This is a genomic window from Escherichia sp. WS338 (genome assembly GCF_046486405.1).
Lineage (GTDB): Bacteria > Pseudomonadota > Gammaproteobacteria > Enterobacterales > Enterobacteriaceae > Escherichia > Escherichia coli.
The window spans coordinates 1-17,440 of the sequence record NZ_JBJQLL010000003.1 but is presented as its reverse complement, the minus strand read 5'-3'; the positions used below and the strand labels follow the sequence as shown (position 1 = coordinate 17,440).

Sequence of the window (17,440 nt, the reverse complement as noted above, 5' to 3'; positions counted from 1 at the left end):
AACGTTAAGTATAGGCGCTCGAAAATCAACAATTGATCGTCTGTGCCAGGGCACTGCGAATTTCAGAAATCACCTGGCTGGGTTCGTTTGTTGCGTCGATGATAATATGCGCAACTTCGCGATAAAGCGCATCGCGTTCTTCCAGCACTTCCTGAACTTCTTCGCTCAGCGGTTTCCCCGTTAAGGTTGGCCGTAAATCTTCTTCCGGAGCAGCTTGCAGCCGGTTAACCAGGACTGATACTGGCGCACACAAATAAACCACGATCCCGTTATTTTGCATGAAGTGACGATTAAATTCCGTCAGAATAATGCCGCCGCCTGTAGCGATAACGGTGGATGGCGCAGTTACCGCTTCCAGCGCCGCCGTTTCTCTGGCGCGGAATCCCGCCCACTCTTCCCTTTCGACGATCTCCGCGACCGTCATATTGAGCTGTGATTGCAACCACTGGTCGGTATCGACAAACCGACGGTTAAGCGAATCGGCAAGGGCCATTCCGACCGTTGTTTTACCACAGCCCCGAGGCCCGATCAGAAAAAGAGGTTGTGTCATCGTGGGTTTTCCCCAATAGGTCGCAATGCGGCGAAAGCCGGTATCATGAGAATAGCGATCATACCATCAAACTAGTACAATTTCGATTGTAAAGAAAAAATTCCACTTAAAGTGAAAATATCAATACATCCCTTACTATACCAATAAATATTCAAGAATGAAGTGTAAATAATAAATTACATTTAGCCACGACTACGTTGCACTTCCAGCCACCACTTATCCAGCTCCGCAGCAAAGGCCTGGCGGTCACGTTGTGAAAGACTATCTGGTCCTCCGGTCTGGATCCCACTGGCACGTAAGGTATCCATAAAATCGCGCATCGTCAGGCGCTCACGAATGGTCGCTGGCGTGTAACGTTCGCCGCGAGGATTAAGCGCCGCCGCGCCTTTCTCGATGGCTTCAGCAGCCAGAGGTATATCTGCGGTGATCACCAAATCGCCCGCTTCACACTGCCGGACAATTTCGTTATCGGCAACGTCGAAACCTGCCGCGACGCGCAGCGTACGAATAAATCGCGATGGCGGCACGCGTAAACTCTGGTTTGCTACCAGTACCAGCGGCATCTGCATACGTTCCGCCGCGCGATACAAAATCTCTTTAATTACATTGGGACACGCGTCGGCATCCACCCAAATTGTCATAAAGTCATCCTTTGTTGGGTAATCCTCTATTGTGTCGCGCTTTTGCCTTCCGGCATAGTTCTGTTTATGCTTCTGCCAGCGATTATCAAAACAATGAATTTCACGGCAGGAGTGAGGCAATGGAAAAGAAAATCGGTTTTATTGGCTGCGGCAATATGGGAAAAGCCATTCTCGGCGGTCTGATTGCCAGCGGTCAGGTGCTTCCAGGGCAAATCTGGGTATATACCCCCTCCCCGGATAAAGTCGCCGCCCTGCATGACCAGTTCGGCATCAACGCCGCAGAATCGGCGCAAGAAGTGGCGCAAATCGCCGACATCATTTTTGCCGCCGTTAAACCAGGCATCATGATTAAAGTGCTTAGCGAAATCACCTCCAGCCTGAATAAAGACTCTCTGGTCGTTTCTATTGCAGCAGGCGTCACGCTCGACCAGCTTGCCCGCGCGCTGGGCCATGACCGGAAAATTATCCGCGCCATGCCGAACACTCCCGCGCTGGTTAATGCCGGGATGACCTCCGTAACGCCAAACGCGCTGGTAACCCCAGAAGATACCGCTGATGTGCTGAATATTTTCCGCTGCTTTGGCGAAGCGGAAGTAATTGCCGAGCCGATGATCCACCCGGTGGTCGGTGTGAGCGGTTCTTCGCCAGCCTACGTCTTTATGTTTATCGAAGCGATGGCCGACGCCGCCGTGCTGGGCGGGATGCCTCGCGCCCAGGCGTATAAATTTGCCGCTCAGGCGGTAATGGGTTCCGCAAAAATGGTGCTGGAAACGGGAGAACATCCGGGGGCACTGAAAGATATGGTCTGCTCACCGGGAGGCACCACCATTGAGGCGGTACGCGTACTGGAAGAGAAAGGCTTCCGTGCCGCAGTGATCGAAGCGATGACGAAGTGTATGGAAAAATCAGAAAAACTCAGCAAATCCTGATGATTTTTGCCGGACGTCAGGCCGCCACTTCGGTGCGGTTACGTCCGGCTTTCTTTGCTTTGTAGAGCGCCAAATCAGCCGATTTCAACCACTCGCGATAGTGACTCATTTGTGGATTCAGCGGCGCAACCCCCACACTAATCCGTAATGTTACCTGTGGCGTATTCGGCAAACGTAACGTGTTTAGCCCTTCATGCACCCGTAACATGGCGGTAATGGCGCTCTCAGCTGGTGTACCGGACATGATTACAGCAAACTCATCGCCGCCAAACCGACCAATCACATCGCTACCGCGCAGGGTTATTTGTAACTGTCGGGTAAGCGCCACAATCGCTTCATCGCCCACATCATGGCCCCAGGTATCGTTGATGCTCTTGAAATGGTCGATATCGATAATCAGTAATGTCGCATCGCGGTTATGCCGCCGACAGTTATCAAATTCATTGCGTAACATAGTTTCCCAATGACGTCGGTTATACACGCCCGTCATACCGTCGCGGGTACTCATGACCTGCAACCTGCGTTTATGTTCCGCCAGTTTAGTCGCCGTCTGGTAGCTGACCCAGCCAAACAGCAGAGGATAAATGACGATAATGGGAAGGGAGAGCCACCATTCCAGCGGCGCACTATTGAACGACACGGTGATGCCCGTCAGTTCGAGGGTGACAAGGCAGGAAACCACCATCAACACCAGACCCGCGACAAACAGACGGGGGCCGCCTGCCCCCATCAAATTCAGACACATAATCATCAACATCGCGGTGGAAGGCAGCACGTTTACGCCCATTACGCCTACCCACATTCCCGCTAATACTGCATCGGTTTTTAAGTTGTAAATTTCCCGGCTAAGCGGATCGACGGCCCTGCTCGCTATCTGCCAGGCTAAATGCGGCCAGACGAACGCCCAGCCGACCAACACCAGCCACCACCAGCCCGGCGGCGGGTGCGAAACCAGCGTTGAAGCAATCGGTAAGAACATGCCAGCCAGGCCAACCGCGCGGGGTAGTCTGACGCGACGGGCGAAGCGCAGCCCGGATCGCTGATGTTCGTTTTGAGGAGTTAAAGGAGGTTCCTCCCCATGCGCCGCCGCTTTTTTGAAAAAGTTTTCATCATTCATTATTTTGGGAACATTCAGAAACAATTTTCCCAAATTATAGAGACGGGGCTAAAGGCAGAAGTATGAAATTTCGGGTGAGCCATTTTCGTAGCTCACCCGTTAGCACTATCAGGTATCAGGCGGCTTTCTTGAGGCAGGCGCTCATAAACTTATTACGATCATCCCCTTTCAGAGATTGTTGCGTTGCTTGATTATTACATTCGCGCATCTTTTGCTGCTGTGGCGTCAAACTTTTTTCACCAGGCGCAGACTTGCTGTTCTTCAGGCAATCACTCATGTAGGTCTTACGAGCATCCCCTTTCAACGCCTGCGCCGTCGCCTGCTGATTACAGGAGGTCATACGCTGTTGTTGCGGGGTTAAGGTTCTCTCGGCAGCGCCGACGGTGGTTAAAAAAACCAGTCCGAAAAGCAAGGTAACCAGTAATGTTATTTTCATCGCACCATCCCTCTTCATGTTTTAACCATGAGCGTTTGCGCCCGTGATCTGCCATTAAGTCTGGTTGCTAACAGCAAAAAAACCACCCGACAGCGAAAATTCACCGCCGGGCGCGGTTTTATTTCAGCCCCAGGGCGGCTTTCATGGTGTAGAAGAGATCGGTCTGGTCGGTCAGTCCAACGACATTGGCGGCATGTGGGCCATACGCTGCAATACGCAACTGACTGCCGGTATGTTCTTGTGAATCCTCTTCGGAGTTCCCGTAACTCATCACCATCACTGCGCCATCTTTGGTATTTAGCGCCTGGGTGAGGCCCGGCGCTTTGGTGTCCGGCGCGACAATCTGGCTGGCGTGGGCGTGATCAGCGGTGACTATGACCAGCGTGTTGCCATCCTTTTTAGCGAATTCCAGCGCACGTTGTACGGCTTCATCGAGATCGACCGTCTCGCCAATTTGCCCACAAGGATTCGCAGCGTGATCCTGTTTATCGATTGATGCACCTTCAACTTGCAGGAAAAAGCCTTTCTCATTTTTACTCAACAATTCAATGGCTTTGTCGGTCATCTGCGCCAGGGTCGGTACACTGTCATTACGTTGCGGATTAGGCGTACAGGTAACTGCGGGCTTGTCGATATTGCCGTGGTACGTTGCTTTCGGTCCTAGCCAGCGCACTGGCATATTGCCGTCAGCAAACAGGCCAAGCAGGGGTTTTTGCTGATTCGCTTCCGTCACCGAATTCAGTGAGGCAGCATCACTCACCAACTGATAACCACGCGCCTGTGCCTGTTCACGCAGCGTTTTTCCCTGCCATTCACCGGCGGTTGCCGTTTCAGCAAAGGTTTTTGCACCGCCGCCAAGCGTAACATCGGCACGGGCGTTAAGCAGCTGTTCGGTAATCGATCCTTTTCCGCCTTTTTCCAGAGCGTTACCCGGACATTTTTCACTGGTCGCACTCGGACCGTAGCATTTGCGCGAGGTCACATGCGCCACCAGCGCAGCGGGCGTGGCATCCTGCAACTCTGCGGTAGAAACGTTACCGGTCGCCAGACCTGCGGCTTTTGCCATTTCCAGAATCGTTGGGTGATCTTTTTCGTGAATATCGACGCCCAGCGCGCCGTTATAGGTTTTGACACCAGTTGACCAGGCGGTTGCTGATGCAGCCGAGTCGGTGACGTAGTCCGGTTTGCCGGTTTTTTTATTCAGCGCATAGTGTGTGTATTGTCCGGTAAGCGGTAAGGCATCGATACCTTTAAAAAAGCCGCCCGCACCTTCGGCATAATTGCGTGCGGCAGTAATTTCCGAGTCCCCCATCCCATCGCCAATCAGCAAAATAATATTTTTTGCAGGTTTATCGCTAAGAGAATCACGCAGAGCGGCGGTCTGATCACCCGTTAAGCGGCGAGCACCGCCGGGCGCAGTAATATCGCCCTGAGCAGCCCGGTTTTCCAGAACAGGCATTTCTGGTGTCCGGGCTTTTGTCACAGGGGAAAACAGTAACGGTAAGAGTGCCAGTGCAATAGTGCTTTGTTTCACTTTATTTTCTCCATGTACAAATACATTAAAAATAAAAACAAAGCGACTATAAGTCTCGGCCGTGACAACTTTATGACAGCTGTTGAAAAGATTAACTTTTTACTGACGAGGATGCCTCAATAACTTCTTTACGTAATCGCGCAGCAGCTCCGTATCGTCGTCAGGAATGCTGGCATCGGGCTTTACCTCGTACAGCGCCCCCTCTACCTGATCAATCAACCGCTGTTGATCATTTTGCGCCATATTGCGAAGCATTGCCGTGACGATAATCTCCAAAGCTTCTACCTGCGCACACAGTTCTTTCGACTCTTCTTCTTTTTGGGCAAGCTTAAATAACAACTCAGCAATGAGATTTTTCATGTCTGTATTTCCTTATCCAAAGTATGGAGAAGTTAACATTATGTTTCACAACTTCATAGTGTCTGGAAGTATTATTTTTATGACAAAGGAAATACTTTGCGCAAATATTTTTTGTTTGATTACCAGCGAAACGTTTCTCTTATTTTAATAATTACCCACACAAAATATAGGCTTTTAATTATCAACCTTTATTATAAATAAAAGTTATGAAATATATTCTCTTCGTTAACTTATAATTAAGAGAAAAAAACTCACTGCATGGCCATACAAGCCAGGAATAAATTAGCTTCCCGTTCATCATTTTTGTGATCTTGCGCACATCATTGAGATAACGCACTTTCTTCACCAGTACGTTGCACGCTTTGTCAGCAGAAGATTGCAACATTCTGTCAGAAGGCCGCGAATCCCCCGTTTTGTCGTGGTAATGTATGCACTTTGTGTTAGACGGGATAGGTTTTTAAGATGGAAAAACTGCGGGTAGGAATCGTTTTTGGTGGTAAATCAGCGGAACATGAAGTGTCTCTGCAATCGGCAAAAAACATTGTCGATGCCATTGATAAAAGTCGCTTCGACGTTGTGCTGCTGGGCATTGATAAACAAGGGCAATGGCACGTCAGCGATGCCAACAATTATCTGCTAAATGCAGACGATCCTGCCCATATTGCGTTGCGCCCTTCGGCGACCAGCCTTGCGCAGGTGCCTGGTAAACATGAACATCAGCTTATCGACGCGCAAAACGGTCAGCCGTTGCCGACGGTGGATGTCATTTTCCCGATTGTCCACGGTACGCTGGGCGAAGATGGTTCCTTGCAGGGAATGCTGCGGGTCGCCAATTTACCGTTTGTAGGTTCTGATGTTCTGGCTTCAGCGGCCTGTATGGATAAAGATGTCACCAAACGTCTGCTGCGCGATGCCGGGCTGAACATTGCGCCATTTATTACCCTGACGCGCGCTAATCGTCACAACATCAGTTTTGCCGAAGTGGAGTCTAAACTGGGGTTACCGCTGTTTGTAAAACCGGCTAATCAGGGCTCTTCTGTTGGTGTCAGCAAAGTAACCAGTGAAGAACAGTACGCAATTGCCGTCGATCTGGCGTTCGAGTTCGACCATAAAGTGATCGTTGAGCAAGGGATCAAAGGTCGTGAGATCGAATGCGCAGTTCTGGGCAACGACAATCCGCAAGCCAGCACCTGTGGCGAGATCGTACTCACCAGCGATTTTTATGCCTACGACACCAAGTACATTGACGAAGATGGCGCGAAAGTGGTTGTTCCGGCAGCCATTGCGCCAGAAATCAACGATAAGATCCGGGCGATTGCCGTTCAGGCCTATCAAACGTTGGGATGCGCAGGCATGGCGCGTGTAGACGTGTTTTTAACCCCAGAGAACGAAGTGGTGATCAACGAGATCAACACCCTGCCTGGCTTCACCAACATCAGTATGTATCCGAAGTTGTGGCAAGCCAGCGGTCTGGGTTACACCGACCTGATCACGCGTTTGATTGAGCTGGCGCTGGAGCGTCACGCTGCAGATAACGCACTGAAAACCACAATGTAATATTCAAACGCCCGGTAATATTCTTATTGGGCGTTTTCAGTTTCTTCATCGCGACGACGAATAATCAACCCCGCCAGCCAGAAACTAATCACCCACGTCACCAGACCGACGGCATAGGTCTGCCAACCTTTTGCTTCAAATCCCAGTAACCCCACCACGCCATTAAGAATGAATATAAGGCCAATGGCGAACGCATAGTAGTGCCAGTCACGGCGGATTTTTACAGGCAGATTCATGGCAGCTCCGTTAACGAAAAACAACATCCTTGCATATTCTGTAACAACTGTCTGTGGGGTAGACAACACTTTCGCATTTGTTAATAAATTTAACTTAAGGTTTCCATTTTGTGACTCACAACGAAGATTCACGCTTCGGGAATATTCCCAACATCAATTTACCATGATTCTGATATTGACAATCTAAATGACCTGTCAGACTTGCCATAAGCCGCTGGTATCACACCAGAAGAGAAGCAGATGACTTCCGGAGGTTTTTATGGCTGATTTCACCCTGTCAAAATCGCTGTTTAGCGGAAAATATCGCAATGCCTCTTCAACGCCTGGCAATATTGCCTATGCGTTGTTTGTGCTGTTTTGCTTTTGGGCTGGGGCGCAATTGCTGAACCTGCTAGTGCATGCGCCCGGCGTCTATGAGCGCTTAATGCAGGTCCAGGAAACAGGTCGCCCACGGGTGGAAATTGGTTTAGGTGTCGGCACCATTTTCGGGCTGATCCCGTTTTTAGTTGGCTGCCTCATTTTTGCAGTAGTGGCGCTATGGCTGCACTGGCGACATCGCCGCCAGTAAGATTTACTTGCCAGATAGGACCTAAAACGCTTTATCTGGCATGACATTCCTGTTTGATCACTGTTTCATACAACGCGCCCGCCGTTCGTCTACGCGCTTCGCAAACCAGGCCGTAGTCAGGTTGCGGGTGATTTTCGGGCTTTCCAGTTGAATGCCAGGCAACATTTCGCGGGGTAGTGATTTACCCGTTTTCGCTTCGGCAAGTTGATAAACTTTCTTGTACAGCGCCGTCTCCTCAAAAGAGAAGCTGTCCCCTTTCTCTAACTGGCGGCGAATTTCACTGTCGCTCATCCCCAGTTTTCCCGCCAGTTTGCGCGTTGCCAGTTCGGTTTTCCCGGGCTCTTTACTGTCGTAACGAATTAAATCACCGTCCAGTGCCAGCTTCACGCCGCTGACCTTACTGACCGCGTTCTGAAACGCGGCATTACGGCTGGCGTACCAACCAGCGTTAAAATCAGCAAAACGGTATATCGGCGCGCTATAGCTGGCGGGATAATTCAGTAAATGGTAAGTACCAAACCACAACCCGCCGCGACGACTGAAGACTTCCTGACGGACTGTACCGTCCATTTTCCACGGATACCCTTTGGTATGCTGTTCGGCAAAGGCAATGCTGACCTGCATCGGCCCACCGGTGCGCACCGGATTAAGCGAACCAAACAACGTCTGCCCCATTGGCACCATGCTGATCAGATCGTCAAAAATCGCGCTCAATTGCTTTTCAGTACGCACCGAATCTAACCGTTCGCTATAGCTTTTGCCGTTTGGCGATTTGATTTTTAGCGCGGTATGCACCAGAAAAGCAGGAATGTGCATCCGTTCAGCACGACGGTCAATCTCTTGCCAGGCGATCTTGCTTAAGCCCGGAACAGCCGGATCTGCCTGATAATTTGACTCCTGCTGCGCCACCGCAAGCACCGAGCAGACGTTTTCCAGCGTCGGTGCCAGCCCCTGACTTTCAAACGTGGTGGCGAGATCTTTCGCCCAGGCATCGCGGTCTTTCACGCTCGCAGGCATCTTCTGCCGCACGACGCTCGCCACATCTATCGCTTTTTCGCCCTTTTTCAACGGTTGTGGAGCCTGACTACTACACCCCGCTAAAACCAGAACCGCCAACAATGACAGCGAAGATAGATGATTGACGCGCGACATTACTTCTCCTTTTTAGCTCAAGGTATGGGTTACTTCCTGAATTTTGTCACCATCCAGCTCATGTTCAAAGCTGCGCAGACGTTTGTAGATAGACATCAACTCAACCAGTGTGGTCCATGAGTTAATCAGGTACTGGAAAGCACCGCGAACCTGACCAAAAACGTTAGTAATCTGCGTCATCAGGCCGAGCGTAATCGTACCGGCAACAATTGACGGAAACAGCAAGAACAAACCGAAAACGTTATCGACCTGCAAATAGAGAATGCGGGCGATGTTGAAATACATATAGTGAAAATAGAGGCGGAAATAGTTTTTCCGTACGGCGCTAAACAGCTCGCGTACCGTAGGCGGCGTCGCGCGCGTGGCATCGTCTTCACCATAAACCAGCTCTTTACGGTAGGCAGCCTCTACACGCTGGTTTTTAAACTCCAGCCCCGGCAGTTTGATCCCTACCACTGCCAGTAATCCGGTCCCCATCAGCGACCAGACGATAGCGGCAATCACCAGACCATACGGAATGTGCCCGACAATCGGCAGCTCCGGCACATGTGCGGAGAGCGTTACCAGCACCGGCAGGAAGGCGATCAACGTCATGATAGCGTTGATAAAGCTGACGCCCATATTCTCCAGCGTTGAAGCAAAACGCATGGTGTCTTCCTGCACACGCTGCGCGGCCCCTTCGATATGACGCAGTTGTTGCCAGTTCGCCATGTAATATTCGTTCATCGCCGTACGCCAGCGGAACACGTAGTGACTGACAAAGAAGTTGTTCAGCACACTGATCACCACCGCGATCAGCGCAATCCCCAGAAAGACTCCCACTTCGCGGTAAAATTGTTCGATGGTGACTTTATGCGGCGAACTTAGCGCCGTTTGAATCAGATCATAGAACGGCGCATACCAGGCGTTGACGGCAACCCCGACTTCCACCAAAAACCAGGTGACGAAGATAATCAGCGCAGTACCGAGTATTGACCAGTATTGCCAACGGTGCGGGCTATAGATAAACCAGAACAATGCAAAAAGTCCTACGCAAACAATGTAGTAAGCGTAAAAAATCAGGAAATCCAACGACCAGAAACGCGCGGCGCTAATCGGGATCTGCCCGGAAGCGCCGGTGATACGCGCCACCCAATCCCCCCCACCGGCTTGCCAGAAGATAACGGCAATCAATGCCCAAACAAAGGCCGAGAGAAAAAACGGTCCCGGCTTTGGGAAAAAAGACTTAAACATATGCACTCCTGCTAACTTCTTATCGTTTTAACAACTGCTGTGTATTAACCGCATGACCGCTACAAAGCGTCAGCCAAATGAAACCGCCCATTGTGACCCATAGCAAGGCGCTTAGTTCGCCAGCCTGAGCATAAGAATTGTTTCGACGGATTTCACAAACCAAAGATTGTTTACATAAGCGGATTAACACGCGCAGGATCACAAATGCAGGCATTGGTGAGCAGGAAAAAGATCGTGTTTACGCGCCGTTACGTTTTTAACACTATTATTGCACTAATTCGCCCTTTGCAATCCATCAATGAGTAGTATAAATACGCTCAGTTACCTTCATTCAATCTATGGACACCACCGTTGAAACGTAGTCTGCTTTTTTCTGCCGTGCTGTGTGCGGCGTCATTGACCTCCGTCCATGCGGCGCAGCCGATCACTGAACCGGAGTTTGCCTCTGATATTGTCGATCGTTATGCCGATCATATTTTTTACGGCAGCGGTGCCACGGGGATGGCGCTGGTTGTTATCGACGGTAACCAGCGCGTCTTTCGCAGTTATGGCGAAACGCGACCTGGTAATAACGTTCGCCCGCAGCTGGATTCCGTCATACGTATTGCTTCCCTCACCAAGTTAATGACCAGTGAGATGCTGGTGAAATTGCTCGACCAGGGGACCGTGAAGTTAAACGATCCGCTAAGTAAATATGCTCCACCAGGCGCACGTGTACCGACCTACAATGGGACGCCCATTACGCTGGTGAATCTGGCAACCCATACCAGCGCCCTGCCCCGTGAACAGCCCGGTGGCGCGGCACATCGTCCGGTATTTGTCTGGCCAACGCGCGAGCAACGCTGGAAATACCTTTCTACGGCGAAGCTGAAAGCCGCGCCAGGCAGTCAGGCGGCGTACTCCAACCTCGCATTCGATCTGCTGGCAGATGCACTGGCGAATGCGTCCGGCAAGCCTTATACCCAGCTGTTTGAAGAGCAGATTACCCGTCCGTTGGGGATGAAAGACACCACCTACACCCCCTCACCGGATCAGTGCCGCCGTTTAATGGTTGCTGAGCGCGGTGCCAGTCCGTGCAATAACACGCTGGCGGCAATTGGCAGCGGCGGCGTCTATTCCACGCCAGGCGATATGATGCGCTGGATGCAGCAGTATTTGTCATCTGATTTTTATCAGCGCAGTAACCAGGCTGATCGCATGCAGACGTTGATTTATCAGCGCGCGCAGTTTACAAAAGTGATTGGCATGGATGTCCCCGGCAAAGCGGATGCGCTTGGTTTAGGCTGGGTATATATGGCCCCGAAAGAGGGTCGTCCAGGGATTATTCAGAAGACAGGTGGTGGTGGCGGTTTCATTACCTATATGGCGATGATCCCGCAGAAGAACATTGGCGCATTTGTGGTGGTCACTCGTTCGCCATTGACGCGCTTCAAAAATATGAGCGATGGCATCAATGACCTGGTGACCGAGCTAAGCGGGAATAAACCGTTGGTTATCCCCGCATCCTGATTAATACTCTGAAGGCAAACGGTTGATAGCGACCAGTTTGCCTTTATTCATTTCGATATAGCCGCCTTTACGCAAAGCAGCGAGAACTTCCGCAACGACAGAACGCGATATACGTGTACGTTGATGGATATAATTCATCACACCAATACGTGATCGCAATTCTTCATTCCAGTCAATCATTGATAATAACGTCGCGCGGATTTGTTCGTAGGAATTATGCCCAATGAGCTGAACGTCGCGTAATTCCAGAATTCTATTTTGCCAGGCTAACCAGTAAAAAGCGTCTCGCCAGAGTTGATTTTGTTCAATAAGAGTAATGGTTTGTTTGGCTGGTAAATGATATCCCGCACAGCTTCCTTCTGATATTAATTTGTATGGTATATCGTTTTTCATTAAACCATCAGCCAGCCCCATAATATAAGGAGCCTGGGTAATACCGATAAGTACGTTTTCTTCTCTACGCAAAGAGATAACGCCCTCTAAAATAACGAAAGTATCTTCGCTATTGACATCACTGGAAAATATAACTTGCTTTTCATTATTAAACTCGAAGCGCGTACCGTATCTGGACAAACATTTATCGAGCTTACCAAATTCCTGAAGAGGTTTAACTACAGATAACATTTGCGCGTCCTTTGCAGTAATGCCCGTCAAATCCTTGACGGGCATTATTTAGATTAAATTACCTATTTCTTCGGAGTGAAGAATATTACCAGGTATATTTAACACCCACATTCGCGGACCAGTCTTGATCTACGTCACCACCACCGAGGTAGTTAGCATCGGTATAGGCGCTGAAGTTCTTGGTGAAGCTGAACTGAGTACCCAGACCAACACGTACCGCAGACCCTTCAGTACCGTTATCGATGGAATCACCGTTCACATCGTTATCGTTGTTAGAGTCGTCGTAGACGTAAGCCAGTTTGAAGTACGGAGTCAGAGCCTGGTCTTCGCTGTAGGTGAAGGTATAACCTGCATCTACACCCAGTTCATAACGCATGCTGTCGTAAGACTGACCATCAACTTTCATGTCGTTGCTCAGCTGGTAATCATCACCAGACTGGAACAGACCAGAAACGCTGCCGTAAGGAGTCACGTAACCTGCATCACCCAGTTTGAAGTCGTAACCGGCTTTCAAACCAAAGCCCCAAGCGTCGGAGTTGGTGCTGCCGTCAACGTAAGTACCGTTGCTCATGGTTGCAGACAGGTCGTTGTTGAAGTGAGAGTAGCTCAAGCTACCGTCAACAAAGACGTTGTTCGCGAAGTGAGCAGAAGAGTAGATGTAGGCAGTCTGGCTGTCTTGATCCACCTGACCAGAACGGTCATTCATATCACCTTTAGCGAAGCCTGCAGCCGCACCGACGATCCACTTAGCGTTGTTACCGTCAATTTTGGTATCAACACCGACCATGATGCCGTTAACATCCTGATCATAGTTGATGGTGCCGTTGTCGCCGTTGAAGTTACCACCGAAGTAGCTTACCCATGCGCCGCCGTTATCAGCCAGACCATGACGAGAGTTGGTCAGACGAGTACCAACGGTGTCTTGTTCCAGGTTCCAGATATTGGTGTTCGCAGACGGGATGCTCAGCGCCATGTTAGCGTAGTCGGTCAGCTCCATCTGTTGCAGAACAACGGTGTTACCACGCTGCTCAGCCTGATAGGTGTATGCACCCAGGTCAGCTTTGTTAGCAGCAGAGAAGGTCGCGTTGCTGTTTTTGTCGTTGACGTAGATCAGCTCGTTGCCGTTGTAGTCAGCGATAGAACCAGCACCAGTAGCGTTGTCGATACGAACTTTGTAGTTACCGGTTGCAGCTGCAACATGGTCACCGTTGTTATCAACTTCGTTCTGACCAGCTTCGATAGAAGCAGTGTTGTCGTTATCGCCGTTACCGTTAATGGTCAGGTGACCATCAGAGTTCATTGCGATTAAGCCATAACCGTAGTTTGACTTGGTAGTATCGTTGGTACGGTCGTTGGTCAGATCGGCATCGAGTACGAAGCGGTTGCTTTCGATGTTGAACACACCTGCGTGAATGTTACCACTGGTATCAGTAGTGCTGGTCAGGTTCAGAGTATCAACCTGCAGAGCATTCGCCGCAGTGTTACCTACATCCAGGATACCGTCGTTAGTCACTTTGATGTTGTTAGCATACAGAGCAGCATCACCTACAGCCCAGCCAGCAGAAACTTCATCAGAAATGGTTACGGTACTGTTGTCGACAGTCAGTGAATCAGTTGCAACATGACCATCTTCGTTGATGTTCAGCGCAGAAAGACCAGTCAGAGAGATAGAGTCAGAAATCAGCGTTGAATCAGCAACATTAACAGTTGAACCACTGTTGATGCTCAGAGTATCAATCAGAGAAGTTTTGGTGGTATCCCACTGTGAACCGGTGTTCAGGGTCACATTGAACAGACCGCTCTGGTAAACTTCGTTACCGATGATGTGATCAAATTCGCTGTATTCAGAGTCGCTGTTTTCTACACCAACAGTTGATGAAGGCCACAGGCTGTTAGCTGCGATGTCGATCAGAGTTGCAGTGGCTTCAGTATTGATTCCATATGTATAGGAGTCATTTACACCATCGTCATCAGTATCAACACCAATCTGATGCGCAGACATTGCCGCACCGACCCACTTGCTGCCATTGTTCAGGGTCAGATCCAGGCGATCAGTACCATCCCAACCGTTAGTATCTACATCACCGTCAGCATCACGATAGCTATCACGACCTTGTGGGAAGAAGTTCTCATCAAAATTACTTGAGAAGAATACATCGCCCATCAGTGTGGAATTGTCGAATGTTGCAGTGGTTTGCATGGCGTTATCAGCATATGGATGTGCAATAACAGCTAATGCAACATCATCAGCATTCCACCCATCACCATTGTAATCACTAGCATTACCAGTATTACCAAACCAACCAGTAGTACCTTCATCAGTCCATGAACCAGAGGTCACGGTAGAATCTTTAACAGTGATGGTGTTATTAAATACTTCGCTGCTGTTTACACCAGTGCTGACAGTGTTGTCGTCGATATCTTCCCACTCATAACCCTGAGTCAGCGTAATACCTGCTACATGAGAGTTATTAGAGATGGACAGATCAACTTCCTGATCCAGAGTGATGGCAGTACCAATGTTAAATACATTTACAACATGAGTGTCAGCGGCATTATTGTAGGTGCCGTTATATGTGTAGTGTTCGTAGTTGTCATCGATCGTTGAATTATCAACGGTCAGCGCCAGACGATCATGGTAGTAGTCATCCGCACGATCAGCACAATCAGTTGTCATGCACTCGGAATAAATCATGCCGTGAATAGTGCTGTTTTTGATTGTCAGGCTATTGGCGTTGGTATTAGTAGAAATACCATCGTCCAGATAGTAGGTAGAAATCACGCCGTTAACGGTAGCGTTATTAATGACCGGATAGATATCGCCGTTGTAATAACTATCAGCGGCATAGTTATTCCAGCCTACATAACCATCATAGTAAACGTCATCAGCATAGGTGGCGTCGTTGTAGTGATGGAAAGTATTGTAAGTTTGACCAGAAATATCGTTGGTCGCTGCATTAGCCTGAGAGGTGATAGCCAGAGTGCAAGCCAATGCTAATTGTGATACTACAAGTTTCTTTTTCCAGGAGTGCATTTGTCATCCCTCCTCAGGGACGTAATAAGTTGATCCATCAATTATCAATGCATAGAAAACATATTATGTTTCGCGTTTACGATTATGCGGCGTTATAGAGGAATGGTTCAATTATTCTTTCCCCTAAGTCCGATTGCGGACATATATAAAGCACGTGAACACACACAAAGAAAGAAATAACAAAAACACAATATTTCAATACGTTAACGAAAGCGTTAATTTTAAAACATAGACCATGAAGATATAAAACAACCAAAACAGACAAATAATGTATCAATAAGCAATGAACTTTAAGTTATTCACTTTTTGAAAACGTCACCAAATCCCCAAAAACAATAATCTATGGCTATAAATAAAAATTAAAAATATTTTCAGTGAATATGAAATTATTGCTATTTCTATTACAAAGATGTCCTGACCTCTTTTTCATTCTCTTCTTGTCAACATCGCGACAACTTTCGTAAAACACACCCAGCCTGCTTCAGGTATACTATGTCCCTCGATTCCACAAACATCAGGCAGACCATGACAGATTTAATCCAACGCCCTCGTCGCCTGCGCAAATCTCCTGCGCTGCGCGCTATGTTTGAAGAGACAACACTTAGCCTTAACGACCTGGTGTTGCCGATCTTTGTTGAAGAAGAAATTGACGACTACAAAGCCGTTGAAGCCATGCCAGGCGTGATGCGCATTCCAGAGAAACATCTGGCACGCGAAATTGAACGCATCGCCAACGCCGGTATTCGTTCCGTGATGACTTTCGGCATCTCTCACCATACCGATGAAACCGGCAGCGACGCCTGGCGGGAAGATGGACTGGTGGCGCGTATGTCGCGCATCTGCAAGCAGACTGTGCCAGAAATGATCGTCATGTCAGACACTTGTTTCTGTGAATACACTTCTCACGGTCACTGCGGTGTGCTGTGCGAGCATGGCGTCGACAACGACGCGACTCTGGAAAATTTAGGCAAGCAAGCCGTGGTTGCAGCTGCTGCAGGCGCAGATTTCATCGCCCCTTCCGCTGCGATGGATGGTCAGGTACAGGCGATTCGCCAGGCGCTGGACGCTGCGGGCTTTAAAGATACGGCGATTATGTCGTATTCGACCAAGTTCGCCTCCTCCTTTTATGGCCCGTTCCGTGAAGCTGCCGGAAGCGCATTAAAAGGCGACCGCAAAAGCTATCAGATGAACCCAATGAACCGTCGTGAGGCGATTCGTGAGTCGCTGCTGGATGAAGCCCAGGGCGCAGACTGCCTGATGGTTAAACCTGCCGGAGCATACCTCGACATCGTGCGTGAGCTGCGTGAACGTACTGAATTGCCGATTGGCGCGTATCAGGTGAGCGGTGAGTACGCGATGATTAAGTTCGCCGCGCTGGCGGGTGCTATAGATGAAGAGAAAGTCGTGCTCGAAAGCTTAGGTTCGATTAAGCGTGCGGGTGCGGATCTGATTTTCAGCTACTTTGCGCTGGATTTGGCTGAGAAGAAGATTCTGCGTTAATGATCATTATGCCGGGTTATCCAACCCGGCATTTCCCCCTTACCCCGCCCGATAAAACGGAATATCCCCAAGAATCGTCGCCCGATGCATTATCCGCCGCTGTGGCAGGTAATCCGCATTGGCATAGTGCTGGGTTACGCGGTTATCCCAAATCGCAATATCATTTGGTTGCCAGCGCCAGCGCACCTGAAACTCCGGTTTGGTGATGTGGGCAAACAAAAAGCCCAGCAAGGCTTCGCTCTCTTTCTCGCTGACATCAACAATTCGTGTGGTAAAACCTTCGTTCACAAACAGCGCCTGTTTACCGGTCACCGGATGCGTTCGCACCACCGGATGTAGCAACGGTGGATTTTTGTGCACAGAAAACCCCCAGCTAGGCTGGGGGTTCCGGAAAGCTTTCAGCTTTGAGCCAGTTATTAAAACCCCTTTTGATTTGTTAAAACACCTTGCGGTCTGGCAA

General features: G+C 49.5%; 17 protein-coding genes and 1 pseudogene. 5 read left to right on the top strand and 13 right to left on the bottom strand.

Going from position 1 to position 17,440, the window contains the following annotated elements:
• Window positions 1-25: 25 nt before the first annotated feature.
• Together aroL and ACJHWT_RS02820 are read right to left on the bottom strand one after the other, a co-directional pair.
• Window positions 26-550: a shikimate kinase AroL gene (gene aroL, locus ACJHWT_RS02825; protein ID WP_000193393.1), complete on the bottom strand. Its 525-nt coding sequence runs from the start codon at window positions 548-550 to the stop codon at window positions 26-28.
• A 182-nt stretch (window positions 551-732) separates the two neighbouring features.
• Window positions 733-1,191 carry a YaiI/YqxD family protein gene (locus tag ACJHWT_RS02820; protein WP_000158155.1) on the bottom strand — a complete coding sequence of 153 codons (459 nt, stop codon included), beginning with the start codon at window positions 1,189-1,191 and terminating at the stop codon, window positions 733-735.
• A gap of 119 nt (window positions 1,192-1,310) precedes the next feature.
• Between ACJHWT_RS02820 and proC the strand changes: the two genes are divergently transcribed.
• A complete protein-coding gene (proC, locus tag ACJHWT_RS02815) occupies window positions 1,311-2,120 on the top strand; it encodes a pyrroline-5-carboxylate reductase (protein ID WP_001295331.1) in 810 nt (269 codons plus the stop codon).
• Window positions 2,121-2,136: 16 nt separating this feature from the next.
• Here the strand turns inward: proC and adrA are convergent, their stop codons facing one another.
• The 5 genes from adrA to ACJHWT_RS02790 all read right to left on the bottom strand — a co-directional run bounded on the left by adrA (window position 2,137) and on the right by ACJHWT_RS02790 (window position 5,952).
• Entirely contained in the window at window positions 2,137-3,237 is a 1,101-nt protein-coding gene (gene adrA / locus ACJHWT_RS02810) for a diguanylate cyclase AdrA (protein ID WP_001317655.1), read from the bottom strand.
• A 115-nt stretch (window positions 3,238-3,352) separates the two neighbouring features.
• On the bottom strand, window positions 3,353-3,673 hold the full coding sequence (psiF, locus tag ACJHWT_RS02805) for a phosphate starvation-inducible protein PsiF (RefSeq protein WP_001295332.1): 321 nt from the start codon (window positions 3,671-3,673) through the stop codon (window positions 3,353-3,355).
• Between the two features lie 118 nt (window positions 3,674-3,791).
• Complete coding sequence (gene phoA / locus ACJHWT_RS02800; RefSeq protein WP_000814389.1) at window positions 3,792-5,207, bottom strand: alkaline phosphatase; 1,416 nt, start codon at window positions 5,205-5,207, stop codon at window positions 3,792-3,794.
• Window positions 5,208-5,306: 99 nt separating this feature from the next.
• On the bottom strand, window positions 5,307-5,567 hold the full coding sequence (iraP, locus tag ACJHWT_RS02795; RefSeq protein ID WP_000792973.1) for an anti-adapter protein IraP: 261 nt from the start codon (window positions 5,565-5,567) through the stop codon (window positions 5,307-5,309).
• Window positions 5,568-5,748: 181 nt separating this feature from the next.
• Complete coding sequence (locus ACJHWT_RS02790) at window positions 5,749-5,952, bottom strand: hypothetical protein (protein WP_001317654.1); 204 nt, start codon at window positions 5,950-5,952, stop codon at window positions 5,749-5,751.
• A 77-nt stretch (window positions 5,953-6,029) separates the two neighbouring features.
• Between ACJHWT_RS02790 and ddlA the strand changes: the two genes are divergently transcribed.
• Window positions 6,030-7,124 carry a D-alanine--D-alanine ligase gene (gene ddlA, locus ACJHWT_RS02785; RefSeq protein ID WP_000413661.1) on the top strand — a complete coding sequence of 365 codons (1,095 nt, stop codon included), beginning with the start codon at window positions 6,030-6,032 and terminating at the stop codon, window positions 7,122-7,124.
• A gap of 23 nt (window positions 7,125-7,147) precedes the next feature.
• Here ddlA and ACJHWT_RS02780 read toward each other — a convergent pair whose 3' ends face one another.
• Window positions 7,148-7,360, bottom strand: coding sequence for a DUF2754 domain-containing protein (locus tag ACJHWT_RS02780; protein ID WP_001295334.1), 213 nt, complete (start codon window positions 7,358-7,360; stop codon window positions 7,148-7,150).
• Between the two features lie 259 nt (window positions 7,361-7,619).
• Here ACJHWT_RS02780 and ACJHWT_RS02775 point away from each other — a divergent pair, with 259 nt between their 5' ends.
• On the top strand, window positions 7,620-7,928 hold the full coding sequence (locus ACJHWT_RS02775) for a YaiY family protein (protein WP_000763151.1): 309 nt from the start codon (window positions 7,620-7,622) through the stop codon (window positions 7,926-7,928).
• A gap of 57 nt (window positions 7,929-7,985) precedes the next feature.
• Here ACJHWT_RS02775 and yaiW read toward each other — a convergent pair whose 3' ends face one another.
• Entirely contained in the window at window positions 7,986-9,080 is a 1,095-nt protein-coding gene (gene yaiW, locus ACJHWT_RS02770) for a surface-exposed outer membrane lipoprotein YaiW (protein WP_000092047.1), read from the bottom strand.
• Window positions 9,081-9,092: 12 nt separating this feature from the next.
• Window positions 9,093-10,313, bottom strand: a complete 1,221-nt coding sequence (gene sbmA / locus ACJHWT_RS02765) for a peptide antibiotic transporter SbmA (protein WP_001308435.1) — start codon at window positions 10,311-10,313, stop codon at window positions 9,093-9,095.
• A 351-nt stretch (window positions 10,314-10,664) separates the two neighbouring features.
• Between sbmA and ampH the strand changes: the two genes are divergently transcribed.
• Window positions 10,665-11,822, top strand: a complete 1,158-nt coding sequence (gene ampH, locus ACJHWT_RS02760) for a D-alanyl-D-alanine-carboxypeptidase/endopeptidase AmpH (protein ID WP_000830732.1) — start codon at window positions 10,665-10,667, stop codon at window positions 11,820-11,822.
• Here the strand turns inward: ampH and iprA are convergent, their stop codons facing one another.
• Both iprA and ehaB read right to left on the bottom strand, forming a co-directional pair.
• Window positions 11,823-12,446, bottom strand: a complete 624-nt coding sequence (iprA, locus tag ACJHWT_RS02755) for a hydrogen peroxide resistance inhibitor IprA (RefSeq protein WP_001317653.1) — start codon at window positions 12,444-12,446, stop codon at window positions 11,823-11,825.
• 85 nt (window positions 12,447-12,531) lie between these two features.
• Window positions 12,532-15,480 carry an autotransporter adhesin EhaB gene (gene ehaB, locus ACJHWT_RS02750; RefSeq protein WP_000556468.1) on the bottom strand — a complete coding sequence of 983 codons (2,949 nt, stop codon included), beginning with the start codon at window positions 15,478-15,480 and terminating at the stop codon, window positions 12,532-12,534.
• A gap of 525 nt (window positions 15,481-16,005) precedes the next feature.
• On the opposite strand from ehaB, the gene hemB reads away from it, so the two are divergent.
• Window positions 16,006-16,980, top strand: coding sequence for a porphobilinogen synthase (hemB, locus tag ACJHWT_RS02745; protein WP_001295337.1), 975 nt, complete (start codon window positions 16,006-16,008; stop codon window positions 16,978-16,980).
• Between the two features lie 39 nt (window positions 16,981-17,019).
• On the opposite strand, the pseudogene ACJHWT_RS02740 reads toward hemB, so the two are convergent.
• Window positions 17,020-17,352: pseudogene (locus tag ACJHWT_RS02740) on the bottom strand (TauD/TfdA family dioxygenase); the annotation flags it as partial.
• Window positions 17,353-17,440: the final 88 nt, after the last annotated feature.